16 protein-coding genes and 5 pseudogenes are annotated in these 22,902 nt (G+C 70.8%); 14 read left to right on the top strand and 7 right to left on the bottom strand.

Annotation, left to right across the window (positions count from 1 at the left end; translation table 11 throughout):
• Positions 1 to 7: 7 nt before the first annotated feature.
• The 4 genes and pseudogenes from AB0G84_RS12240 to AB0G84_RS12225 all read right to left on the bottom strand — a co-directional run.
• Positions 8 to 276 (bottom strand): annotated as a pseudogene (locus AB0G84_RS12240) (hypothetical protein); the annotation flags it as partial.
• Positions 273 to 2,096 (bottom strand): glycoside hydrolase family 15 protein, encoded by a 1,824-nt coding sequence (locus tag AB0G84_RS12235; protein WP_361318867.1) that lies wholly within the window; start codon positions 2,094 to 2,096, stop codon positions 273 to 275. The gene AB0G84_RS12235 and the pseudogene AB0G84_RS12240, both read right to left, overlap by 4 nt.
• A 720-nt stretch (positions 2,097 to 2,816) precedes the next feature.
• Positions 2,817 to 3,310: pseudogene (locus tag AB0G84_RS12230) on the bottom strand (NUDIX hydrolase); the annotation flags it as partial.
• Positions 3,311 to 3,357: 47 nt separating this feature from the next.
• A complete protein-coding gene (locus tag AB0G84_RS12225; RefSeq protein WP_361318865.1) occupies positions 3,358 to 5,388 on the bottom strand; it encodes an ABC transporter ATP-binding protein in 2,031 nt (676 codons plus the stop codon).
• A gap of 1,126 nt (positions 5,389 to 6,514) precedes the next feature.
• Here AB0G84_RS12225 and rox point away from each other — a divergent pair.
• The 3 genes and pseudogenes from rox to AB0G84_RS12210 all read left to right on the top strand — a co-directional run.
• Entirely contained in the window at positions 6,515 to 8,005 is a 1,491-nt protein-coding gene (gene rox, locus AB0G84_RS12220; protein WP_361318863.1) for a rifampin monooxygenase, read from the top strand.
• 441 nt (positions 8,006 to 8,446) lie between these two features.
• Positions 8,447 to 9,175 carry an IPT/TIG domain-containing protein gene (locus AB0G84_RS12215; RefSeq protein ID WP_361318861.1) on the top strand — a complete coding sequence of 243 codons (729 nt, stop codon included), beginning with the start codon at positions 8,447 to 8,449 and terminating at the stop codon, positions 9,173 to 9,175.
• A 253-nt stretch (positions 9,176 to 9,428) separates the two neighbouring features.
• Positions 9,429 to 9,590, top strand: a pseudogene (locus AB0G84_RS12210) (IS5/IS1182 family transposase); the annotation flags it as partial.
• A gap of 206 nt (positions 9,591 to 9,796) precedes the next feature.
• On the opposite strand, the pseudogene AB0G84_RS12205 reads toward AB0G84_RS12210, so the two are convergent.
• Positions 9,797 to 9,895 (bottom strand): annotated as a pseudogene (locus tag AB0G84_RS12205) (hypothetical protein); the annotation flags it as partial.
• A gap of 262 nt (positions 9,896 to 10,157) precedes the next feature.
• Here AB0G84_RS12205 and AB0G84_RS12200 point away from each other — a divergent pair.
• The 4 genes from AB0G84_RS12200 to AB0G84_RS12185 are packed head-to-tail and all read left to right on the top strand — an operon-like array spanning position 10,158 to position 13,449.
• The gene (locus AB0G84_RS12200) at positions 10,158 to 10,841 is read left to right on the top strand and encodes a DUF3159 domain-containing protein (RefSeq protein WP_361318859.1); all 684 of its coding nucleotides are present in this window, start codon (positions 10,158 to 10,160) and stop codon (positions 10,839 to 10,841) included.
• Positions 10,838 to 12,028, top strand: a complete 1,191-nt coding sequence (locus AB0G84_RS12195) for a cytochrome P450 (RefSeq protein ID WP_361318857.1) — start codon at positions 10,838 to 10,840, stop codon at positions 12,026 to 12,028. Before AB0G84_RS12200 ends, AB0G84_RS12195 begins: the two co-directional genes overlap by 4 nt.
• 51 nt (positions 12,029 to 12,079) lie before the next feature.
• Complete coding sequence (locus tag AB0G84_RS12190) at positions 12,080 to 12,274, top strand: ferredoxin (protein WP_361318855.1); 195 nt, start codon at positions 12,080 to 12,082, stop codon at positions 12,272 to 12,274.
• 8 nt (positions 12,275 to 12,282) lie between these two features.
• Entirely contained in the window at positions 12,283 to 13,449 is a 1,167-nt protein-coding gene (locus tag AB0G84_RS12185) for an FAD/NAD(P)-binding oxidoreductase (RefSeq protein ID WP_361318853.1), read from the top strand.
• Positions 13,450 to 13,566: 117 nt separating this feature from the next.
• On the opposite strand, the gene AB0G84_RS12180 is transcribed toward AB0G84_RS12185, so the two are convergent.
• Positions 13,567 to 14,142 carry a MarR family winged helix-turn-helix transcriptional regulator gene (locus tag AB0G84_RS12180; RefSeq protein WP_361318851.1) on the bottom strand — a complete coding sequence of 192 codons (576 nt, stop codon included), beginning with the start codon at positions 14,140 to 14,142 and terminating at the stop codon, positions 13,567 to 13,569.
• Positions 14,143 to 14,393: 251 nt separating this feature from the next.
• Here AB0G84_RS12180 and AB0G84_RS12175 point away from each other — a divergent pair, with 251 nt between their 5' ends.
• The 6 genes and pseudogenes from AB0G84_RS12175 to AB0G84_RS12150 all read left to right on the top strand — a co-directional run bounded on the left by AB0G84_RS12175 (position 14,394) and on the right by AB0G84_RS12150 (position 21,213).
• The gene (locus AB0G84_RS12175) at positions 14,394 to 15,473 is read left to right on the top strand and encodes an alkene reductase (protein WP_361318849.1); all 1,080 of its coding nucleotides are present in this window, start codon (positions 14,394 to 14,396) and stop codon (positions 15,471 to 15,473) included.
• A gap of 110 nt (positions 15,474 to 15,583) precedes the next feature.
• Positions 15,584 to 16,504: pseudogene (locus AB0G84_RS12170) on the top strand (NADP-dependent oxidoreductase); the annotation flags it as partial.
• Between the two features lie 42 nt (positions 16,505 to 16,546).
• Positions 16,547 to 17,425, top strand: coding sequence for an alpha/beta hydrolase (locus AB0G84_RS12165; protein ID WP_361319255.1), 879 nt, complete (start codon positions 16,547 to 16,549; stop codon positions 17,423 to 17,425).
• 174 nt (positions 17,426 to 17,599) lie between these two features.
• Entirely contained in the window at positions 17,600 to 18,355 is a 756-nt protein-coding gene (locus AB0G84_RS12160) for an SDR family oxidoreductase (RefSeq protein ID WP_361318847.1), read from the top strand.
• Between the two features lie 447 nt (positions 18,356 to 18,802).
• The gene (locus tag AB0G84_RS12155; RefSeq protein ID WP_361318845.1) at positions 18,803 to 19,912 is read left to right on the top strand and encodes a DUF5937 family protein; all 1,110 of its coding nucleotides are present in this window, start codon (positions 18,803 to 18,805) and stop codon (positions 19,910 to 19,912) included.
• Between the two features lie 71 nt (positions 19,913 to 19,983).
• Complete coding sequence (locus tag AB0G84_RS12150) at positions 19,984 to 21,213, top strand: MFS transporter (RefSeq protein WP_361318843.1); 1,230 nt, start codon at positions 19,984 to 19,986, stop codon at positions 21,211 to 21,213.
• 141 nt (positions 21,214 to 21,354) lie between these two features.
• Here AB0G84_RS12150 and AB0G84_RS12145 read toward each other — a convergent pair whose 3' ends face one another.
• Positions 21,355 to 22,059, bottom strand: coding sequence for a DUF4328 domain-containing protein (locus AB0G84_RS12145; protein ID WP_361318841.1), 705 nt, complete (start codon positions 22,057 to 22,059; stop codon positions 21,355 to 21,357).
• Positions 22,060 to 22,515: 456 nt separating this feature from the next.
• On the opposite strand from AB0G84_RS12145, the gene AB0G84_RS12140 reads away from it, so the two are divergent.
• Positions 22,516 to 22,740, top strand: a complete 225-nt coding sequence (locus tag AB0G84_RS12140; RefSeq protein WP_361318839.1) for an SDR family oxidoreductase — start codon at positions 22,516 to 22,518, stop codon at positions 22,738 to 22,740.
• The last annotated feature ends 162 nt before the right edge of the window (positions 22,741 to 22,902 follow it).

Below are 22,902 nucleotides of genomic sequence, written 5' to 3'. Positions count from 1 at the left end.
CCGGCTGATACTCGGCGCACCAACCGAGCCAGAACAGCACCGCCGCCCGGCGGCCCAGGTGTTGACCGCCGCGGTCCCCCAGAGCAGTTCCAGAGCCTCGCCGACCTCGTCGTCCGCGACCGACGCCAGCGGGCGGCCTTCGCCGATACGCTCCGCGGTCTTGCCGACCCCGATCCCGTAGCTGCGGACCGTGTTCGGGTTGCCGAGCGAGGCGAGGAAGGCCGGGGGATCGTTGGGCTGAGCGTAATGGACAGGGTGCGGAGCGTGGCAGGTCACCCCAGGGCGCGGTCGAGATTGAAGGCGGCGCTGATCAGGGCAAGGTGGGTGAAAGCCTGGGGGAAGTTGCCCTGTTGCTCTCCGGTGTGGCTGATCTCTTCCGCGTACAGACCGAGGTGGTTGGCGTAGGTGAGCATCTTCTCGAAGGCCAGGCGGGCTTCGTTCAGGCGCCCGGCGCGCGTGAGGGCCTCGACGTACCAGAAGGAACAGATGGAGAAGGTGCCCTCCTCTCCTTCCAGACCGTCCGGGCTGGCCTTGGGGTCGTAGCGCCAGACCAGGGAGTCGGAGACCAGTTCGTCGCCAAGGGTGTCGAGGGTGGACAGCCATACGGGGTCGCTGGGGGAGACGAACTTGGTCAGCGGCATCATCAGCACCGCTGCATCCAGCACGTCGCCGTCCTCGTGCTGGACGAACGCCTGCCGGTCGGGCGACCAGCCCTTGTCCATGATCCGCCAGTAGATCGCGTCCCGGACCGGCCCCCAGCGGCCGAGCTCGGCGGGGAGGCTGCGGTGCTGGGCGATGCGGATGGCGCGATCGATGGCCACCCAGCACATCAGGTGGGAGTAGAGGAACTTCTTGCGCCCGCCACGGGTCTCCCACACACCCTCGTCCGGCTGGTCCCAGTGCTCACAGACCCAGTCCACCAGTGCGCACACCGCGCGCCAGTGGCCGCTGGAGATGGGCCGGCACCACTTGTCGTACAGATAGACGGAGTCGAGCAGGGCGCCGTAGATGTCGAGTTGCAGCTGGGTGGCCGCGCCGTTGCCGACCCGCACGGGCGCCGAGCCCCGGTAGCCCTCCAGGTGGGACAGCTCGCGTTCGGGCAACTCGGTGCGTCCATCGATGCCGTACATGACCTGCAACGGGCCGGACGATCCGTTGCCGCGCCGGTTGGTGTGCCGGGTGAGGAAGCCCATGAACGCCTCGGTCTCCTCGGTGAAGCCGAGCCTGAGCAGGGCGTAGACGGCGAACGCGGCGTCGCGCACCCACACGTAGCGGTAGTCCCAGTTGCGGCCGCCGCCGATCTGCTCGGGCAGGCTGGTGGTGGGGGCTGCCACGATCGCGCCGGTGGGGGCGTAGGTGAGCAGCTTGAGGGTGAGGGCGGAGCGGTGCACCATCTCCCGCCATCGGCCGCGGTAGCGGGACTGGTGCAGCCAGCGCCGCCAGAAGGCGACCGTGGCGGCGAACTCCCGCTCGACCTCGGCGAGCGGGCAGTGGCGCGGTGGAGCGTCGCTGCTGACCTGCTCCAGGGCGAAGACCGTGGTCTCGCCCTGGGAGAGTTCGAACTCCGTCCACACGTCCTCTTCGTCGTACTCGAGTGGAACTGTGGCGGTCAGCGTCAGCGTCAGCTCCTCGGAGGCGAACAGGGCGGCCCGGTCCAGCATCCGTACGGTGTGGGGGTGGGAGCCGTAGCCGAACCGGGGTGCCACCCGAGCCCGGAACGGGATCGTTCCGCGGATGCACACCACACGCCGGATCAGCCGGTCGCGGTCGGATGCGCCGGAGTCCGGCACGGGCATGAAATCCTGGATCTCCCCCAGCCCGTCCTCGGTGAAGAAGCGGGTGATCAGCACATTGGTGTCCGGGAAGTAGAACTGTTTGGTGCTGGCCGGCACGGTGGCAGCCAGCTCGAATGCCCCGCCGCGGTCCGCATCCAGGATGGCCGCGAAAACACTCGGGGAGTCGAAGGAGGGACAGCAGTACCAGTCGATGGTGCCGTCGGTGCCCACCAGCGCCACCGTGCGCAGATTCCCGATCAAGCCGTGCTCAGCGATCGGCAGATACCGGGCGAACTTGTGCTGTGCCGGTGCTCCAGACATCGCAGCACCCTCCCTTTACTCCCGCCTCCCCTGCTTCGGGCCATTGCGATCGCACCATCCGGTGGAGATTTGACCTGCTCGGTCTGTTCGCGGTGGGCATCGCGACACTCCTCGACCGCGGCATCCATGATCGCGAAGCCGGGGGCCCGCCGACGGATCGGTTGCGCCTTCCGCTTCGGCGCCTCGGATCGAGGGTCGAGGGTCGCGGATAACCACGTCCCTCAACCTCCAGTGTCCTACAAACGCCGGAGCAGGTGTCTTTTGCGCCCTGGCCGGTCCCAGCCCCTGTGGGGATCCCAGCTGGTGTTCGTCCCGATCTTCCTCAGTCCTCCAGCACCCACCCACACCACTGAAACGCAAGATCGAGCTGCACAGAGCTGGCTCCCACCCGGCACCGCAATCCTTCATCCCGCAGAGGTAGGCCAGCCGGTCATAGCCACGGTGGGGCGCGATCATCGGGCTCTTCTGAGTCAAGTAGCGCGCGAAGCCCCGGGTGCACCTGTGGCTGTCGAACGCCTGGCCGGCGGCCGCAATGCTCCCACTTCGCCGGTGGAGCCAGCTCAGCAAAGACTCGTCCGGTAGCGACACAGAGACCAAGACGACGCGGCAGGCTGATGCGGGGGGATCTGGCACGCAGTTCGGTATGCCGCCGAACAGGTCACTGCGCTACTGAACCACCTTTTCAACTGTTTCGTGGGCAACTGAACGTTTCGGCGCCGTTCAACAAACAGGAGTAAACCTTGACAAACCTGATTCCACATAATGGGCGAGTTCGACGTCACCGCGCTCGATCCGCAGCCCCGCTTCCTCGTGTGCCTCGCGGACGAGACACGTGAGGGCGGACTCCTGCTCGCAGTGCCCGGCAAGGAAGTGCCACGTGGCGCCTGCGTAGGCGGAGTCGGGGTGGCGCAGGCCGAGCAGGACCTTGCCGTCGGCGTCCTCCAGGTAGAGATGAGCACCGATGCCATTGCACGGTCCTGCCGTCGCTGCCGCGGGCTTCCTCCAGGGCGAAAGGGCACGAGGCCAGGGATGTCGAGGCGGGCCTCCTCCCACAGCTCTCGGCGGATCGTCTCCAGCGGAGAGCGGTCGCCCGGTTCGTGGCCGCCGCCGAGCAGGGACCATGCTCCCGGCTCCCAGATGCCGGGGATGTCGTCGCGCAGGTGCAGCAGGTACTCTCCGGCTCCGTTGTGGATCATCGCCGAGGCGTTCGCCGGCGGCTGCTGGTCGGGCGGGGACGCGTCGGTCGGTGTGGTCTGTTCGGTCACGGATGCACTGTCCTCGGTTCGGAGTCGGAGGGCACGGAGGCCGCCTGGTAGCCGGCTGCCTGAAGCGCGAACATCTGGGCGTAATCGCCGCGGAGGTCCATGAGCTGCTGGTGCGACCCCGCTTCGGTGATCCGGCCGCCGTCGAAGACGAAGATCCGGTCGCACCCGACGACGCTCGCCAGCCGGTGGGAGATCAGCACGGTGATCTGGTCCGGCCTTGCCTTGTTCCGCAACACCGCCTGGTACACGGCGTGTTCGGCCTTGGGGTCCATGCTCGCGGTCGGTTCGTCGAGCAGCAGCACGGGAGCGTTCTTGTACAGTCCCCGCGCGACGGCGATCTTGGCCCATTGGCCGGCCGACAGCTCCTGGCCGCCCCGGAACCGTTTGGACAGCACCGCCCGCCAGGTGCCCGGCAGGCCGGCGATGACCTGCTCGGCTCCGGAGGCCCGCGCGGCGTCCCACGCCCGCTGGGGGTCGGCCTCGGTGAGGGTGCCACGGGAGACCGTGAGGTTCGCCAGCGCGCTGAACGGGAAGTGCACCGGATCCTGGAGCACGGTGGCGACGCGGGCCTGCAGCGACGGGGCATCCATGTCCCGCACGTCCGTCCCGTCCCAGCACACCGTCCCTTCGTCCGCCTCGTACAGTCCGGCGATCAGCCGTGAACAGGTGCTCTTCCCGGAGCCGTTGATGCCCACGAAGGCGTAGGTCTCGCCGGCGCGCAGCGTCATCGAGACGCCGCTCAGGGCGGGCGTCTCCTTGCCGGGGTAGGTGAAGCTGACGTCGTTGAGGGTGAGGGCGGCGACGGCGGCAGGCGCGGCCACCGCACGCCTGCGGGGCTGTAGCCCACGGCAGCGCTCCTGGAAGGCCAGCAGGTCATCGACCCACATGGCGTGCTCGTAGACCAGGTGCGCCACGTCCACGAAGCGCGTCAACGCGGTCTGGCCGGTCTGGATCGCCAGGACCGCACCGGCGCCGGCGGCGAGCGGAAGCCATCCGGCGATCAGCATCGCTCCCAGCGCGACGTAGGTGACGCCGGTCCCCGCCCCTCCCACGGCCCGGCCGGCCAGCGTCAGCAGGGCGGAGTTCACGCCGAGCTGGGTGTCCTCCTCGGCGATCCGGGCGGTGAGCCGGCGGTGCTCGTCCAACAGCGCGTTCTGCGCCGTGTTGGAGCGCAGTTCGGCGGCGGCGTCGCGATCCAGCAGCAGCCAGGAGAAGACCCGCACCCGGCGCTGGAGGGCGTTCCACCGCTTGAAGCTGTGGAACCGGGCCCGCGCGGTGCGTACCGCCGCGGCACCCACCGGCAGTACGGACAGCAGGAGCAGGGGGAGGAGAACGGGGTGCAACGAGGTGAGGACGCCGGCCGTGCCGATCAGCCCGAGGAGCGCGGAGGCCAGGGAGACGACCTGTCCGACGATCTGCCGGGCGTAGAACAGGCCGCGGTCGGAGGCGCGGTAGGCGTCGTCGTGCCAGTCGGCATCGTCGACGACCTCCAGCCGCACATGCGCGGTCAGCCGCAGGAAGTCACACTCCAGCGCGGTGCGAATCTTCGGCGTCACCCGCGCCTGTGCGACGGCGACTCCGGCTTCAAGGAGCGCCCGTGCGCACAGGAACCCCACCACGAGCAGGATCTGCGGCACCGCGCTGCGGACCTTGTCCGGCGTCGGTCCATGGCCGAACAACTCGCGCAGTACGCCCACCGAGGCCACCAGCCCGAAGGCCGCCATCGCCGCGGAGACCAGTTGCAGTACGACGACGGCCAGCGTGGCCGGGCGGTCGGCCTGCCACGCCAGCCGGCCGATCTGCCGCACGATGCGCGGCAGCCGCACCAGGACTTCGCCGACGGTCGACTGGGCCGCGGCGCCGTCGTGGATCGACCAGTACGCCTCTTCGAGCTCATCGGCCATATCGCCGTCCCCCGGTGCCGTCGGCACGACTGTCGGCGGGAGGCCCAGCGGTTCATGGCGGGGGCCGGGCAGGCCGGTGCGCAGCTCCGGTGACGGGGAGGTGCCGTTGTGGTCCGCGCTCATGCCCACCACCACGAATCCGGACGGGATGAGCGGTGAACTCGGGGCGCGGGGGCGTCAATCGCGTGCCTGGGGAGGCCCGCCGTCTGGGGCGCGGGCCGCCGCCGTTCGAACCGAACGGGGCCGTGCACGAGGACGGAGACGGGATGCATGACTTCTCCAGAAGGGAGGTGGTGGGTACAGGTGCTCTAAAGAACGGCCCGTTCCGCTCCCCGTAACGGGTGACGAGGGGGCAGATCGTGGACACATGTTCTATTGGGTGAGGGAGGGTGGGCGCCGCTTCGGTTGCGTGTCCGGAGGGGTGCTCGAACGGCGCGTTTCGCCCGTTCGTGGGATTGCGCGGCCTGGTCTGCTGCGGGTCCGGAGGCGGGTGTGGGGCCTGGTCCCGGCACCGGGACCGGCAGCGGCGCCGGCTCCGGCATCGATACCGGCATCGACACCGGCACTGGCATTGGCACCGGCGCCGGTCCCGGTCCCGGACCGAGGCCCGGTCCGTATGGGGAAGTCGGCCGGTCTCGCCTACGTCGACCTCCGGTAGGTCCCACAGTGCCCGGGTGGCTGGCCAGGAAGGCCATCCCGAGGGCCGTCGCCGCGAACGGTCCCAGATGCGCCCGGACCGTGCTCCAGTCGGTGTGTGTGACCCGTGCCTGCCGGGCTGCGACGACCGCCCATTCCATGGGAGTTGTACGCGGCGACGGCCCCGACCCAGCCCGGAGCGAGACGGCGACGGTAGAAGCAGCGACAAAGGCAAGAGCCACCGGGCGGCAACAAAGGCAGCGGCAAAGGCGGCGGAAAGGCGGCGACTAAGCAGCCGCAAAGGTGGCGACAAAGGGAAAGGCAAGGAGATCGCCCGCTCCTTGCCACTCTCAAGATATAGCGCACGGGGGGCCTTGCGGCAAGGCCCGGGTCGTACTGCAGAATCTCCGGCCTAAGCCAGAACCTGCGGAATTCGGGGATTCGCGACGTGCATGTGCCTTTGTCGATTTCCGGGTGCCGCGGGCCGTGGAAGCACTGGTGGGACTCGCGGTGCGGCTGCGGCGACTCGGTGCGGAGGGAGGCGCGGGTGCGCGCGCCACCGGACTGCGCGGAGCGGCTGGTCGAAATCCACTCTTTTGAAACGGGCGTTGTGATGATTGACGTGATTGTGGTCGGCGGCGGACCGACCGGTTTGATGCTGGCCTGCGAGTTGCGGCTGCACGGCGTGCATGTGGTCGTGCTGGAGAAGTTGACCGAGCCGACCGAGCAGTCCCGGGGACGCGGCCTGCACGCGCGCAGCGTCGAGTTGATGGACCAGCGTGGCTTGCTGGACCGGTTCCTCGCGGTCAGTGAGAAGTTCCAGGTCGGCGGTCTCTTCGGCGGCATCGTCACGCCATGGCCGGAACAGTTGGACACGGCGCACCCGTACGGCCTCGCCACCCCGCAACCGGTCACCGAGCGGCTGCTCAATGAGCGTGCCCTCGAACTCGGTGTCGAGATCCGGCGCGGCTGCGAAGTGCTGGGGCTGGGCCAGGACGAGGACGGGGTGACCGTCGAGCTGGCAAGTGGGGGCACTCCCGGCATTCCCGCCCATGAGGGCGGCGCCGCCGGGGGAGGGGGAGGCGGGTACCTGCGGTCGCGCTACCTCGTCGGCTGCGACGGCGGCCGCAGCACGGTGCGCAAGCAGCTCGGCGTCGGATTCCCCGGCGAGCCCGCCACGGTCGAGACGCTCCTGGGCGTCATGGAGGCGACCGAGGATCCGGCGACGATCGCCGCGACCGTCGAGGAAGTCCGCAAGACCGAGCTGCGGTTCGGCGTCATCCCCGACGTGGACGGACAGAAAGGGGTGTACCGCATCGTGGTGCCCGCCGACGGTGTGGCCGAGGACCGTACGACCGCGCCGACCCTCGAGGAGTTCCAACAGCAGCTGCGGGCCTTCGCGGGCACCGACTTCGGTGTGCATTCCCCGCGTTGGCTCTCCCGGTTCGGCGACGCCACCCGGCAGGCCGAGCGCTACCGGGTTGGCCGGGTGTTGCTGGCCGGCGACGCGGCGCACATCCACCCGCCGACCGGCGGGCAGGGGATGAACCTCGGCGTGCAGGACGCGTTCAACCTGGGCTGGAAGCTGGCCGCCGCGGTCAACGGCTGGGCACCGGAGGGGCTGCTGGACAGCTACCACACCGAACGGCACCCGGTGGGCGCCCGTGTACTGGACAACACCCGCGCCCAGATCGCGCTGTTGGGGACCGATCCGGGTGCGACGGCGCTGCGGGAGCTGTTCTCGAAGCTGATGGAGTTCGAGGAGGTGAACCGGTACGTGACCGGGATCATCACCGCGGTCGAGATCCGCTACGACTTCGGCGAGGGCCACGAACTCCTCGGCCGGCGGCTGCGGGACGTGCAGCTGAAGCAGGGGCGCCTCTACGAGGCGATGCGCGGCGGGCGCGGGCTGCTGCTCGACCGGACCGGCGGGCTGTCGGTGGCGGGCTGGGCGGATCGGGTCGACCACCTCGTCGACGCCGGCGAGGAACTGGACGTACCCGCGGTGCTGCTGCGCCCGGACGGCCATGTGGCGTGGGTTGGTGGAGATCAGCAGGAGCTGTTCGGCCGGCTTTCCCAGTGGTTCGGCGCGCCCGTCGACTGAACGCGGAGGTGGCTCCTCGTTCGGACGATGCCGCGTACGAGGCAGGCTCGGTGCGGACTGCCTCAAGTGAAGGACCGGGGTGGCTGAGCCCTTCCGCCCCAGCGTCCTCAGTGGCAACGGAAGATGCGACGTCGGCGTTGATGCACCGGAGTGTGCGCCGAGAGCGATCCCACTCAAGACGTGGTTCGGGAGGCATTTCCTTGCCACCGAGTGCAGTTGGCGCTCCCGCGGACCTCTCTCCGCCACGGGCCGTTCGAGTGAACGGTGGGTTCGGCGCTTGCCGCGGGTCCCGGATCGCTGGGTAACTGAGGGGAGGGAGCTTCGGCATCACCTCTACTCTGCGGCCGGGAAATTCCTTCGCTCTTCAGGCGGCCGGAGTGGTGAAGCTCGCGGACTTCTGACGAGTCACCCCGCCCCTCGCATCCTGGAGGAAGAGGGAACATGCCGATCAGCCCAAGTCAAGGCTCCACCGGTGGCGGCAGCTCCGTCACCTTCACCGGAACCAATCTCGGCGGCGCCACGGAAGTGCACTTCGGCAGCAATCCTGCCGTCATCACGGCGAACACCGGCACGTCCGTGTCGGCCGTGGCGCCCGCCGGCGCCGGGGTGGTGGCTGCCACGGTCACCACCCTGGGCGGCACCAGTCCACCGTTGCCGTTCTACTACGTTCCGCCACCCGTCGTACTCGACCTCACGCCCTCGTCGGGGGGCATCGCGGGGGGAACCACGATCACGATCACCGGGCAATACCTGGCCGCCGTCACCGACGTGACGGTCGACGGAACCACGGTGACGCCGACGGTGGTCTCCGACAGCGTGCTGACGGCCGTCACTCCCGCCCACTCGCCGGGGCCGGTTGCCGTGGTCGCCACCACCCAAGGCGGCACCGCGGCTCCCGCGGAGTTCGAGTTCGTGAGTGCCCCGACAGTCACCGGCTTCAGCCCGGTGACCGGCCTGCCTGCGGGAGGGACGCTCGTCAGCATTACGGGCACCAACCTGTCGACGACCACGGGCGTGACCTTCGGGGGGACCTCCGCCACGTTCGCCGTCCTCTCCGGAACACAGATCGCGGCCATCGCGCCCACGCACGCACTGGGTGCGGTCAGCATCGTGGTCACCACGACCGGCGGAGTGGCCACTGCTCCCGGAACGTTCCTCTATCTGCTCTAGTTTGGGTTCGGAGCGCTCGCCGAAGTACGCGCGGCCGGAGTCGTGCGCTAGGGGTCCGTCTTCAACGATCATCCTGGTGGTGATCATGGTGTCGCGGTACGTCGTCATGAACTCACTGACCTGGAGTGGGAGTTGCTCGCTCCGCTGATACCCCGGGCCGTAACGGGGCGGCCTCGTGTGGAGGACCGGCGGGTCGTCATCGGGATGGTCTACAAGATCCGTACGGGGATCTTGTGTTCCCCGCACCGGGCCTGGCCGGCCGCATCGCAGGCCCGGCCAGGTCGTCGCGGACAAGGCTTACAGCTCCCGAGGTTTCCGCATCTACCTGCGACGACGCGGCATCGCCGCCACGATCCCCGAGAAGGACGACCAGAAGAAGCACCGCCGAAACCGTGGCAGTCTCGGCGGCCGGCCGCCCGGGTTCGACCGGGACATCAGGCCGCCCTCACGTTGTACTGCCGGACCGGCGCGGCTGCCCCGCCCCGTGGCCCTCGGCGGCCGTGAACGCCTTGCGCACCACGTCCTGCGGTGACACGTTCTTCCGTCACCAACGGGCCCGCCGGCGGGCCCGGGTGTGCCGGCCGGAGCCGGCAGGCCGCTGGTGTGGTCCAGGAGCTCGCGCACGGTGACGGTGCCGTATACGGGGGCGGGATGAGGCCGGGCAGGTAGTGCCGGACGGGCGTCGAGCGAGATCCGGTGCCCGGCGGCCAGTTGGAGCACGAAAGTCCTTCCTTGAGAGCACCCTCCTCTCCACTGGACGAGCCCTGCTCTAGGCGCTTTCCGCCCCCGTGACCGCGGGTCCGCCAAGGCTCGGCGGCCCGCGGTCGACGCCTGCGCTGGTGGTAGTGCGGTCGGCCTCGTACTGCGATGGCGGCAGGTCAAGAGTCTGCGGAGGGGTGACGACGGCCCCCGGGGCGGGACGGCACCGTGGTGAGTGCCGCAAGCGGCGCACACACCGTCGGTCGAGGAACCTGGAGCAGCTGTGGCCACAGAACCACATCATGGAGACGAGGCTGCGGACGCCGTCCGGGCGGCCGCGCGCGAGCGGCTGCGCGCGGCAGTGATCGATATCGCGCCCATCTTTGGATTCACCGTGAGCTACGCCCTCACGCACCGGCTCACCGTCGCGCTGGTGCTCGCCCTGGCGGCAGCCGCCGGGGTCTGCGTCTACCGGGTGGTGCGCGGGGAATCGGTGTGGCGCGCGCTCGCGGTCCTCGGTCTCGTCTGCGTCCAGGGGGCGCTGGCCGCGAAGACCGGAGAAGCCACCAACTTCTTCCTGCCGAACCTGGTGATGCACAGCGTGGTCGTCGTGGCGAACGCCGTGATGTTGCTGATCGGCCGGCCGCTGATGGGCGTGGTGGTGGCGCTGATCACGAAGGAGGGGCCCGGCTGGCACCGGTGCCCCGTGCGGCGCCGGGCGTTCGTCAAGGGCAACCTGGTGATCCTCGCCGCAAGTGTGGTGATGCTGGCGATCCAGCTGTCGCTGTACCTGTCCGGCCAGGCAGTCGCCCTCGGCACGGCCGACGCCTTCGGGCCCCCCGTCCTCGCGCTCGCCCTGCTGCTGGGCTGGCGTGTCTACCGCCGCGCCCTCGACGGCCACTCCTGCGCCACCAACTACCGCATGAACACCGAGACATCCCTCCCTCTGGAAAGGGCCCTTCCGTGACGAACACCCAGCCCACCAAGACCCAGCCCACGGTGCGGAGCTGCCCCTTCGATCCGCCGGAGGAGTACCGGACGCTGCGTGCGCAGGAGCCGGTCGCGCCGATGACCTTCCCGGACGGTGCCGCCGGCTGGCTGGTCACCAGGTACGACGACGTGCGGACGGTCCTTTCCGACCCGCGGTTCAGCGCGAAGCGCGGCATCCTGCGGCCCGGCGGCGCCGAGGGGGGCGATGCACCGGCGCCGCCGCCGGGGCTGTTCATCATGATGGACGCGCCGGAGCACACCCGGTTCCGGCGGCTGCTCACCGGGCAGTTCACCGTGCGCCGGATGCGGCAGCTGGCGCCGGCGGTGGAGAAGATCGTCGCCGAGCAGTTGGACGCGATGGCTGCGGCCGAGGGTCCGGTCGACCTCGTCCAGGCCTTCGCGCTGCCGGTTCCGTCATTGGTGATCTGCGAGCTGCTCGGGGTGCCCTACGCCGACCGCGAGGAGTTCCAGCGGAACTCGGCCACGATCGTCCGGCTGAATTCCAGCCTTGAGGAATTCCAGCAGGCCCAGCAAGCCATGCGCGGGTACATCCACCAACTGGTGCTCGCCAAGCGGGACAACCCCACCGACGACATCCTCAGCGAGCTGGTGCAGTCCGGAGAGCTGACCGACGAAGAACTGGCCGGCGTAGGGGTGTTGCTGCTGATCGCCGGGCACGAGACGACCGCGAACATGATCGCGCTCAGCACCATGTGCCTGCTGCAGAACCCCGAGCAGCTGGCAGCGTTGCGCGCCGACCCCTCCCTGATGGACGGTGCCGTCGAAGAACTGCTGCGCTACCTGACGATCGTTCAGTTCGGGGTCCGCCGTACGGCGCTGGAGGATCTGGAGCTGAACGGCCAGCAGATCGAGGAAGGCAGCACGGTGGTCGCCTCCCTGGCATCCGGGAACCGGGACGCGGCATACCTCGCCGGCGACCCGGAGCTGTTGGACCTGGCCCGGGCGCACAGCCCGCACCTGGCGTTCGGCCACGGCATCCACCAGTGCCTCGGCCAGCAGCTGGCCCGGGCGGAGATGAAGGCCGCCCTGTCCGCGCTCCTGGACCGGTTCCCGACGCTGCGGCTGGCGGTTCCGGTGGAGCAGGTGCCCCTGCGCGACGACATGCTCGTCTACGGCGTCCACGAACTGCCCGTGACCTGGTGAGACCGGCACAAACCCAGCGCATCGTCCAACACACACCACGCGGAGAACCACATGAAGATCATCCTCGATGAGGGCAAATGCGTCGGCGCGGGCACCTGCGTGCTCGCCGCCGCTGACGTCTTCGACCAGCGGGACGAGGACGGCATCGTCGTCCTGCTCGACGCCGACCCGCCGCACGCGGCGCTGCCCCAGGTCAAGGACGCCGCTGCCCGCTGCCCCGCGCTGGCGATCGAGGTGGTGGAGTAGTGCCCACCATGGACCACATCGTCCTGGTGGGAGCGTCGGCCGCGGGCCTCACCGCGGCCGACGCCCTGCGGCGCCAGGGCTTCACCGGGACGCTGACCATGATCGGCGACGAACTCCAGCCGCCCTACGACCGGCCGCCGCTGTCCAAGCAGATACTCGCCGGTGACTGGGAACCGCACCGGGCCACCCTGCGCCAGGAGGCCGACCTCCAACAGCTGCGCATGACCCTGAGGCCGGGCTGCCGGGCAACCGGCCTGGACACCGCGGAGCGCACCGTCACCCTGGCGGACGGGGACCGGCTGACCTACGACGGCCTGATCATCGCCACCGGACTGCGGCCCCGCCGCCTGCCCTTCGGCCATGACCTGGCCGGCGTGCATGTGCTGCGTACCCTGGACGAGGCCCTGACGCTGCGTGCCCAACTGCTGGCCGGGCCCCGCGTCGTGGTGATCGGCGCCGGATTCCTCGGCAGCGAGATCGCCGCCACCGCCCGCGGTCTCGACCTGGACGTCACCCTCGTCGACGTCGAGCCCACACCGTTGGCCCGCCAAGTCGGCGCCTGGGTGGGTGGGTTGGTGGGCGATCTGCACCGCGATCACGGCGTCCGACTGCGGATGCGCCACCACGTCACCGGCCTGACCGGCGAGGACGGGCGGGTCACCGCGGTGGTGCTCGACGACGGGACCCGGCTGCCCGCCGATGTGGTCGTGGTGGCGATCGGATCGGTGCCGGCCACCGAGTGGCTGGCCGGCTCCGGGCTCCGGCTGGGGGACGGGGTGCTCTGCGACCGCACCTGCCGGGCCGCCCCTGGGGTGTACGCGGCCGGGGACGTCGCCAACTGGCCGCATCCCGTGGCCGGCGGTCGAGTCCGCCTGGAACAACGCACCAACGCCACCGAACAGGCCATCGCCGCCGCCCGGAACCTGCTCGCCGGACCGGCGGGGGGCGTGCCGTACGCGCCGATCCCGTTCGGCTGGACCGACCAGTACGACGCCCGGATCCAGACCTATGGATGGTGCCCCTCCGACGCGGCCGTCGAAGTCGTCGACGGGGACCGGGGCTCCTTCGTCGCGCTCTACAAGGTGGCCGGCCGCGTGGTAGGAGCGCTCGGCTGGAACCGTGCACGCGCCCTGCGCGGGTACCGCAGCCACCTCGCCCAGGAAAGCGCCGCCTGACAGGGGCCACGCACACCGAAAGGCCGGACCGGCGCCTTCGCCGGTCCGGCCTCCACTGCGTCCTGCGTACGGTGCGGAACACCGCGGCGCAGCGGGTGACGGGTTGCCCGCTCGTGCTTAGGGGGACGTACGGCGCTCGCCGGTCGCCGGATCGGCGTTCGGGGCCTGCCCCGGGGGAGTGGGTGCGGCCGTGCGGGTGAGGCTGTCCTCGATGCGCCGCAGGGCGTCCAGCGCTTCCGCCTGTTGGGCAGGAGCGAGGTCTCCGGTCGTGGCGTCTTCGAGTTCGGCCCAGATGCGTTCGACCTCTCGGCGCAGCGCCTGGCTGGCGGCGGTCGGTTCGATGATGACGGCGCGCTTGTCGTCCGGGCAGGGGCGGCGGCGGACGAAGCCGGCGTTCTCCAGGCGTTTGATGCTGCGGGTCATGGTGGCGGCGTCGGAGTCGATCAGGCGTACCAGATCGGTCTGCCGCTGGGGTCCGCGTTCCCACAGGTGCATCATGACCAGCTCCTGGCCGAGGTGGAGGCCCAGAGGGCGCAGGAGCTGCCCGGCGATCATGCGGTGCAGGCGGGCCACGCGGAAGATCGCGTGGCTGACGGGGCCGGCGTGGGCGGAGGCGGGTACCGGCACCGTGGAGGTGGTCGGCGTCGTCTTCGACGGCTGGCTTGGTGTGTCCCGGTGGGTGGCCCGGCTCATGGAGATCATCCTTCCCCGGCTGATATTGGCCGGACAGTAATCAGGATAGCTGCCCCCTTCATGTTCTGTGGAGTCCGGTAGGGAGTAGGGCGCTCCAGGGTGAGAGTCGATGGGTGACCCAGTTCACGCGGTTGGGCGGGAAGGCTTGGTCGTGTTTTAGTTGTTCGGACAGGTAATGGTGCGCCGAGCACCGCACGCCGACGAGTGCCGCCCGACCGGGCGGACTCCCGCTCCTGAGCAAAGGAATGATCATGACGACCGCGTTCGACCCGATCGAGCTGGGCGGCAAGCGTCTGGCCAACCGCATAGCGATGGCGCCGATGACCCGCAGCCGCGCCTACGGCCCGGGGGCCAGCGCGACGGAGCTGATGGCGACCTACTACGCCCAGCGGGCAAGCGCCGGCCTGATCATCACCGAGGGCATCCAGCCGTCGGTGGTCGGCCAGGGCTACCCCGACACCCCGGGCCTGCACTCCGCGGAGCAGGTCGCCGCCTGGCGGCAGGTGACCGACGCGGTCCACCGCGAGGGGGGAGTGATCTTCGCGCAGCTGATGCACACCGGCCGCATCGGCCACCCCAGCCTGCTGCCCGACGGCCTGAACCCGGTGGGACCCTCCGCCGTCGCCGCGAAGGGGCAGGTCTACACCCACCAGGGCCCCCAGGACTTCGTCACGCCGAACGAGCTGGCGCACGACGAGATCGTGCGGACGATCGCCGACTTCGCCGACGCGGCGCGCAACGCCATCGCCGCCGGCTTCGACGGGGTGGAGCTCCACGGGGCGAACGGCTACCTGATCCACCAGTTCCTCGCCCCCAACGCCAATCAGCGCACCGACAGTTGGGGTGGCGACGCCGCGGGCCGGGTGCGCTTCGCCGTCGAGGTCGCCACGGCCGTGGCGGAGGCGATCGGCGCCCACCGGACCGGCATCCGCATCTCCCCCGGCACCCCCTTCAACGACATCGCCGAGACCGACCCGGCGGACCTGGAGGAGACCTACACGGCCCTGCTGGCCGGTCTCGCCCCGCTGGACCTGGCCTATCTGCACGTACTCGAAGGGCCCGACCAGAGCCTGACCGGGCGCCTGCGCAAGGACTGGCCCGGCACGCTCGTCCTCAACCCCTTCACGCACCCCGAGCCCACCGGCCACGACGCCCTCGACCGGGTCCAGGACGGCGCCGCTGACCTGATCGCCTTCGGCGCGCTGTTCCTGGCCAACCCCGACCTGCCCCGCCGCCTGGCGTCCGGCGGTCCCTACAACGAGCCCGACCGCGCCACCTTCTACGGCGGCGACGAGCGCGGCTACACCGACTACCTGGCCCTGCCCGCCTGACCTGGGTCACCACAACCGGCCGGGGCGCGGCGAACCGGCCCGCCCAGGGCGCGTGCCCGCCTACCCCGGCCCGCTCCGCAACCCTCACCCGCACACCCGAAGGATCCGCCATGATCGCCCTCGCCCGCAGACTCCAGCACGCCTCCTACGGCGGCCCCGAGGTACTCGAACTGACCGAGGTGCCGCTGCCCGAGCCCGGCCCCGGCCAGGTCCGCGTCCGCATCCACGCCGCCGGCGCCAACCCCCTGGACTCCAAGAAGCGCCGCGGCTTGTTCACTCCCGGCCAGGAGGCGCCCGCCGAACCCCAGCCCCTGGGCCTGGAGATGGCCGGTGTCATCGACGCCCTCGGCCCCGGTGTCAGCCAGTGGAAGACCGGCCAGCCGGTGCTGGGCCGCACCGCCCAGTTCGACGCCGTCGCCACCCACGCCCTGGCCGACGCCGACAACATCGTCGCCAAGCCCGACGTCCTCAGCTTCGAGCAGGCCGCCGCCCTGCCGGTCGCCACCGAAACCGCGTACCGCACCCTGCGCCAGCTCGGCCTGGTCGCCGGCCAGACCCTGCTGGTCCACGCCGCCGCCGGCGGCGTCGGCCTCATGGCGGTCCAGCTCGCCCACGCCCTGGGCGCCACCGTCATCGGCACGGCCGGCGAAGCCAACCACGCCTTCCTCCGCGAACTCGGCGCGATCCCCGTCACCTACGGCGACGGCCTGACCGAACGGATACGCGCCGCCGCCCCGCAGGGCGTCGACGCCGTCCTCGACGCCTCCGGGCGCGGCGTCCTGCCGCTGTCCGTCGAACTGACCGGAAACCCGGAGAAGGTCATCACCATCGCCGACCTCGACGCGGCCCGGCACGGCGTGCGCTTCTCGGGCGGAATGCTCCCCGTTCCACAGGTGATGGCGGACGTCCTGCCCATGATCGAGGACGGCCGCCTGCGCATGCCCCTCGAAGCGGTCTTCCCGCTGGAGAAGGCGGCCGACGCCTACCGCCGCCTCGACGACGGTCACCTGCGGGGGAAGATCGTCATCACCGCCAGGACGCCCCTCGATCCGGCGGCGCGGGCCCTGCTCGACATGGCCATGCAGCCCGGTGCTCCGCAGCCGCAGGACCTTTCCGCGCCCGAGGCCCGGGCGGCGATGGACGGGATGTGGGCCCAGCTCGGCGGCGAGCCGGCCGCGGTGGCCCGGACCGAGGACGTGGTGGCCAACGGCGTTCCCGTGAAGCTGTATTGGCCGGAGGGCGAGGGCCCGCACCCCGTCCTGATCTGGATCCACGGTGGCGGCTGGGTGCTGGGCAGCGCGGCCGCATCCGACGCCACCGCCCGGGATCTGAGCAGCCTCGCCGGGTACCTGGTGGTCAACGTCGACTACCGGCTCGCGCCGGAGCACCCCTTCCCCGCCGCCGTCGAGGACGTCATGGCGGTCGCGACCTGGATGTCCGACCGGATCGCGGAGTTCGGCGGCGACACCACCAAGATGGCCGTCGGCGGGGACTCGGCGGGCGGCAACCTGAGCGCCGTACTCGCCAATGCACTGCCGGGCACCTTCACCCTGCAGGCCCTGGTGTACCCCGCGACCGACCTGACCCACCCCTTCCCCTCGTACGAGGAGAACGGCGAGGGCCTGATGCTGACCAAGGACGCGCTGGCGTGGTTCCAGGGGCAGTACCTCGGCGACGACGTGGACCCCAAGGACCCGCGCATCTCGCCGCTGTACACGGACGCCGCCACCCTGGCGGCCGCCCCGCCGGCGCTGGTGATCACCGCCGGGTACGACCCGCTGCGGGACGAGGGCGAGGCGTACGCGCAGCGGCTGCGTGAAGCCGGCGTCACGGTCGAGCAGGTCCGCTACGAGGGCCAGATCCACGGGTTCTTCAGCATGCCGGCAGCGATCCCTGAGGCCCGGGAAGCCATCGAGCGCGTCGCCTCGGCGCTGCGCCAGGCCCAGGCGTGATCCCGCGGTGACGGGCCCGGCCGCCCCGCCGGGCCCGTCACCGTCACCCGCCGGCGGTCACATCCGCCCGTCACCGGCCGGCGGCTTCCTCCCCTGGGCCGCAGGTCCCACCGCACAGCGCGGTTGAGCCACGGCCGCCTCGCACACGCCCCCTCACGCAAGGAAAGAACGTCCATGAGTACGCCGCTCCCTCCCGAAGCACAGCAGGACGCGCCCCTCGACGGCCAGGTCGTCGTCGTGCCCGGAGGCACCGGCAACGTCGGTGAAGGCATCGTCCGCGCCTTCCTCCGGGCCGGCGCCACGGTTGTCGTGCCCGGCCGGAACCAGGAACGCCTGGACAAGCTGGCAGAGTTGATCGGCCCCGAACCCGGCAAACGCCTCGTCGGGATCCGGGCGGGCTACGGCACCTTCGCCGAGTGCACGGACCTGGCGGACAGGGTCGTCGCCGACCACGGGCGCATCGACCACGTCGTCCCGTCCATCGGCGGGTGGTGGCGGGGCAATACGCTGTGGCAGGTCGACGAGGACGACTGGCAGCAGCACTTCGTGGACACCACCACCGCGCACCTCGCCGTGGCCCGGGCCTTCGTGCCCCGGCTCGACGCGGCCGGAAGCTATACGCTCATCGCCGGATTCGCCGGACGCCAGGCCTACCCACAGGCGAGAATCATCAGCATGCACGCCGCAGCGGTGTTGATGATGCGTGAGGCGCTGAGCGCCGACCTGCGCGGCCGCCGCCGGGTCAACAACCTCCTGCTCGGGCCGATCCTCAACCGCAGCCGTCCCCACGGCGATCCGTCATGGCTCACCGCCGACCAGGTCGGGGCGGCCGCCGTAGCAGTGGCTCTCGCCCCGTCCGTCCGGGACGAGAGCATCAGCCTCGGCACCGTGGCGGAGCTGGATGAGCAACTGGCCCGGCTGCGTGCCTGAAGGCGCGGCGAGGGCGCAGTCGTAAGCAAGAGGGCGCAGTCGTGAGCAAGGGCACGAGGGGACCGAGGGGAGTGCGCGGTTGGCAGCCCCCCACCACCGCGCCACCGCTGGCGGTCGACCAGATTGCGGCCTGGTGGAAGGACCGTGCCGGGTGACGCACGTGCCGACTGACGCACCATGGAAGGTGACGGAGCATCAGGTGGAGGGCGGGGGCTCGACGGCCTCAGCGGCCTCAACGACTTCCACGGCGCCCGGGGTGAGGAGCGGGCGGTCGGTCGGCCCGACGTACGTCGGGCCCTCGCCCCGGTCACGGAGCGGTGGAGGCGCACGTTCCCGCAGCCACCAGGACGGGACCACCCACTGGGCCCGCGTGCCGGCGGCGGGCCGGTCCGCCTGATCCGGCGTGGGTGCGGTGGCACGACGACGCACGGCGACGATGATGTCGCCATGGCAATTGTGTTCCGGGTCCCGGCCTCCGGTGCGGAGCTGGTGGGGTTCTCCTACTCGCCGTCGATGGAGGCCGTCCTGAGTCTGCACGTACTGGTGGAGCCCAAGCACCATCCGGTCCAGCACGGGTGGGTGCGGGCGATGCGCCGGTTGTCGCCGGCGCTGAAACGGGAGATCGACCTCTTCGCCTTCGCCTTCCGCTCCTACTTCCCGGCGTTCTTCTTCCCCTCGCCGACGGGCGAGTTGCTCGACTTCGAGAGCGAGCTGCGAAGGCTGCGCTCGCTGGATCCGGCCCTGGTGCGGCTGGAGTTCGCCGTTCCGCTGATGGGTCCCTGGAGCGGGGGGAGCCAGGCACGGGACCCCGCTCTGCTCTCCGATCCGCAGGTGCGCCGGTCGCTGCACGAGGAGGCGACGGCGGCGGCCGGTGCGGAGCTCGCCGACCTGCTGCTCGACGACCCGGGCGCGCTGTTGGAGCGCTTCCTGCGGCTGTTGGAAGGCTACTGGGAAGAGGCGTTCGCACAGGAGTGGGCGCGGATCGAGCCGGACCTCGCCGCCGGCGTCACCGAGGCTGGCCGCCGCATCGAGGAGCAGGGGCTCTACGCGGTGCTCCGCGGACTGTGGCCGGAAGTACGGTGCGACCCCGAGGGCGGACGGTTCTGGTTGGACCGGCCGCACGACCACGAGGTCGTCATTGGCCCCCAGGACCGGCTGGTGCTGGCCCCGAGCAGGTACGTCTGGCCGCACGTACGCGTCAACTGTGACGGCCCATGGCCGCTCGGGCTGGCCTTCCCCGCCTCCTCGATCGTGCGCGAGGCCCGCCCGCGGATCCCCCCGGTCCAACTGGTGGGGGTGCTCCGTGCGCTGGGCGACGACACCCGTCTGCGCGCGCTACGACTGATCGCCGAACGGCCGCGCAGCACCCAGGAACTCGCCCCGCTGGTGGGGGTGACCGAGGCCGCGCTCTCCAAGCACCTGCGGCTGCTGGCCGAAGCCGGACTGCTCAGGCGTACGAGGGAAGGCTACTACGTCCTCTACCACCTGGTGCCCGAACGGGTGGCGGCACTGGCTCCCACGCTGGACGCCTTCCTCGGCCACAGAAGCGGCGATTAGCTCCTGACCAGCCTGATTAGCTCCTTGCCTAATCAGTTGGCTCCCGTTGTTCGTGAGCTCAGAGTGTCGGCATGGCACTACTGAGAAACCGGGACTTCCTCCTGCTGTCCGCCGGTCAGGGCGTCTCCCGACTGGGCGACGGGCTCTACACCACAGCCGCCGCATGGCTGGCGTGGTCGCTCACCGGGGACTCCACCGCGGTCGCGCTGGTGACCGTGGCCGCGTTCGGGCCGGCCTTCCTCGCCACCTTCGTGGCCGCGTCCTATGCCGACCGCTGTGACCGCCGCCGACTCATGATCGTCACGGACCTGCTCCGTGCCTCGGTCGCGGCCGGCGCGACGGTATTGCTCGCGCTCGGGCTGCTGAACCTCACCCTGCTCGTGGCGGGGACGGCGGCGCTGTCCCTTATCGGCGCTCCGTTCGGGCCGGCACGCAACGCCATGGTGCCGCAGATCGTGCGGGCCGAGGACCTGCTCCAGGCAACCGGGCTGCTGCACGTGGCCTTCCGCGCCGCCTTCTTCGTGGGGCCGCTGCTGCTCGCGCCGCTGCTGGCGGTCTCCTCCCTCACGCTGGTCCTCGCCCTCGACGTGCTCACCTTCCTGGTCTCGGCGGCAACCCTCGCCGCGGTACGCGTCCGGCGTCCGGCCGGCCCCCGGCACCGGACCGGACTGGGGGCCGATCTGGCCGCCGGCCTGAAGGCGCTGCGTGCGGAGCCCGACGTACTCGTGGTCATCGCCACCTTCGTGGTCGCGCTCGCCGCCACGAGCGGCTTCCTGACCGTCGGCCTCGCCGCCCTGGTCGGTGAACGCTTCGGTGCGCAGGGCGGCCAGTACGGCCTGCTGCTGGGGATCGCGGGCGTCGGCGAGGTCGTCGGTGCGCTCCTCCTCGCCCGGCTCCCGATCCGTCGCCTCGCCCTCACCGCCGTTCTCGCCTGGGCCCTGCTCGGCGTGTTCCGCTTCCCCCTGGGCCTCGCCCAGTCCCCGGCGATCGCGGCCACGTTGCTCGCCATGACCGGCATGGCGTCCGCCCTGACGGACATCCCCCTGATCGCGCTGGTACAGCAGCGCCTGCCCGACCGCCACATGGCCAAGGCCCTCGGCCTCTGGGAGGCCGGCACCGCGGGCGCGTTGGCCGTCGCACCCCTCGTGGCCTCGACGACCGTCGAGGCCACCGGAATCGGGACCGCTTTCATGCTCTCCGGCGCCGCCCTCGTCGGCCTGTCCGCGCTCTCCGCGATCACGGTCCTGCGCTTCGCACGGAGGCGCACGACCGGGCGATTGGCCCTGGCCTGCACCGAGTGACGGCCAGGTGCTTCGGCCCGTCCGCGAGCGGCGGACGGGCCGTTCACCCGACGAGTGCGACGCACGCGCCGAGCGCGAAGCACGGGCCCACCGCCGTGCGCAGCGGAGCCCGTGCCATGCGGACCGGATGTCGCGCGGTGCTCAGAACACCGGCCCTCGCAGCGCCTTTTCGTGCTGCATGCGGGTCAGGCGCCGTACGAAGAGAACGGCGAGGACGGCGGCCACGACGTTGAGGCCGTCACTCGCCATGAGCCCGGCGACCGCCCCCTCGAACTCGTCCGGTGTGCCGGCGTTCGCGTACCGCTGGCTGGCCAGGCGGCCGAAGACCAGGTTCACGATCCACAGGGCCCACCACCAGTGGAGCAGCGCCGCGGACCGGGTGTTCGCGCTGGCGCTGGCGTTCCAGATGTCGATGGCTATGCGGCGGGGGAACCACAGGTTGGCCACGGGCACGAACCAGGCCCAGATCGCCCAGCCGCGCGCCTTCGTGTGGTACTCGGGGGCGAAGACCTCGGCGTTGACGCGGGCTCGGTGGAACCAGACGACGAAGACCACGGCGGTCGCGAGGGTGGCCGCGACCTGCACGATTCCGCACACCCGGTACAAGGAGTCGGTCTGGTCGATCTCCTGGGCGGTCACGGAGCCGGCGTTGCGGAGGAGCCTGCCGATGAGGACGTACGACTGGTTGCCCAGCCACAGGGCGAACAGGTCCGCGACGATGACGAGCCCGAGCAGCCCCCTGACGATCTTCGAGAGCCCGACGGGCGAGCGGAGGACCGCGTGCCGACCGGGCGGAACGGGCCAGCCGGACGGCGGCGACGGTGGTACGACGGACATGTTGGACATGCGAAACCCCCCACGGGTTCTGAATGACTGTGTTTGCGCATGTAGGGGGCCGTCTCTCCCCAAAGCGGCCCAAGCGCATGCGGAACATATGTTCCCCGCATATCCCCTGTCCACTGAAATGGGTATATCCGTCCGCGTGGTTGGCCGCGAGGGACGGAGCGGCACCGTAGGCGCGAGGGCGCTTCCGGCCGGGACAACCTGCAGGGACTGTGGTCCGTATGATCACGACGAGACACCTGCGTCATGACCACTTGGGAAGCGGAACGGCCTTGTCGGACAAGCGAGTTGTCATCGTGACGGATGAGGGAACGGGGATCGGCGCCGCCACCGCCCGGCTGCTGCGGGCGGCCGGGCACCACGTGGTGATCTCCGGGCGCCGCCCGACCCGCTGAACCGCGTCGCCGAGGAGACCGGGGCCCTCGATGGCCCGCTTCGCCGAGGAGGCCGGCCTCGCGGATGGCGGCGTCGACGCCGCGTACGAGGAGGCCACCCCGGCTGCTGCCCGTCGGCCGTCCCGGCGAGCCCGGTGAGGTCGCCGAGGCGATCGGGTGGCTGCTCTCGCCGGCCGCGTCCTTCGTCAACGGGGCGGTGCTGACCGTCGACGGCGGCGCCACGGCGGTGGACATCGGCGGCGCCGGGTTCGGCTTCCGCCTCACGCCGCGGGACGCCACGGGGCTCTGAGGACCGTCCGCCCGCGCCTTCTCCCTTGCCGTCAGTCTGTGTGAGGCCCCCGCCTGTGTGAGGCTCCCGCGCTCCTGCGGCGCGGTAGCGAGGGATTTTCCGCCTACGGGAACTCGGCGCACGGCCGGGCCGACTACTCGGTCGTGGAGCGGAGTGAGCGGA

The organism is Streptomyces sp. NPDC020742, assembly GCF_040641675.1.
GTDB lineage: Bacteria > Actinomycetota > Actinomycetes > Streptomycetales > Streptomycetaceae > Streptomyces.
The sequence above is the reverse complement of the archived record's forward strand: the minus strand, read 5'-3'. Positions and strand labels throughout refer to the sequence as shown.

Excerpts from the sequence above, each read along its gene's own strand:
- AB0G84_RS12165 (WP_361319255.1), top strand. The coding sequence starts at position 16,547 with ATGGCCATGCAGCCCGGTGCTCCGCAGCCGCAGGACCTTTCCGCGCCC.
- AB0G84_RS12235 (WP_361318867.1), bottom strand. The coding sequence starts at position 2,096 with ATGTCTGGAGCACCGGCACAGCACAAGTTCGCCCGGTATCTGCCGATC.
- AB0G84_RS12140 (WP_361318839.1), top strand. The coding sequence starts at position 22,516 with ATGGCGGCGTCGACGCCGCGTACGAGGAGGCCACCCCGGCTGCTGCCC.
- AB0G84_RS12190 (WP_361318855.1), top strand. The coding sequence starts at position 12,080 with ATGAAGATCATCCTCGATGAGGGCAAATGCGTCGGCGCGGGCACCTGC.
- AB0G84_RS12160 (WP_361318847.1), top strand. The coding sequence starts at position 17,600 with ATGAGTACGCCGCTCCCTCCCGAAGCACAGCAGGACGCGCCCCTCGAC.
- AB0G84_RS12215 (WP_361318861.1), top strand. The coding sequence starts at position 8,447 with ATGCCGATCAGCCCAAGTCAAGGCTCCACCGGTGGCGGCAGCTCCGTC.
- AB0G84_RS12225 (WP_361318865.1), bottom strand. The coding sequence starts at position 5,388 with ATGAGCGCGGACCACAACGGCACCTCCCCGTCACCGGAGCTGCGCACC.
- AB0G84_RS12150 (WP_361318843.1), top strand. The coding sequence starts at position 19,984 with ATGGCACTACTGAGAAACCGGGACTTCCTCCTGCTGTCCGCCGGTCAG.
- AB0G84_RS12180 (WP_361318851.1), bottom strand. The coding sequence starts at position 14,142 with ATGAGCCGGGCCACCCACCGGGACACACCAAGCCAGCCGTCGAAGACG.
- AB0G84_RS12155 (WP_361318845.1), top strand. The coding sequence starts at position 18,803 with ATGGCAATTGTGTTCCGGGTCCCGGCCTCCGGTGCGGAGCTGGTGGGG.
- AB0G84_RS12185 (WP_361318853.1), top strand. The coding sequence starts at position 12,283 with ATGGACCACATCGTCCTGGTGGGAGCGTCGGCCGCGGGCCTCACCGCG.
- rox (WP_361318863.1), top strand. The coding sequence starts at position 6,515 with ATGATTGACGTGATTGTGGTCGGCGGCGGACCGACCGGTTTGATGCTG.
- AB0G84_RS12145 (WP_361318841.1), bottom strand. The coding sequence starts at position 22,059 with ATGTCCAACATGTCCGTCGTACCACCGTCGCCGCCGTCCGGCTGGCCC.
- AB0G84_RS12175 (WP_361318849.1), top strand. The coding sequence starts at position 14,394 with ATGACGACCGCGTTCGACCCGATCGAGCTGGGCGGCAAGCGTCTGGCC.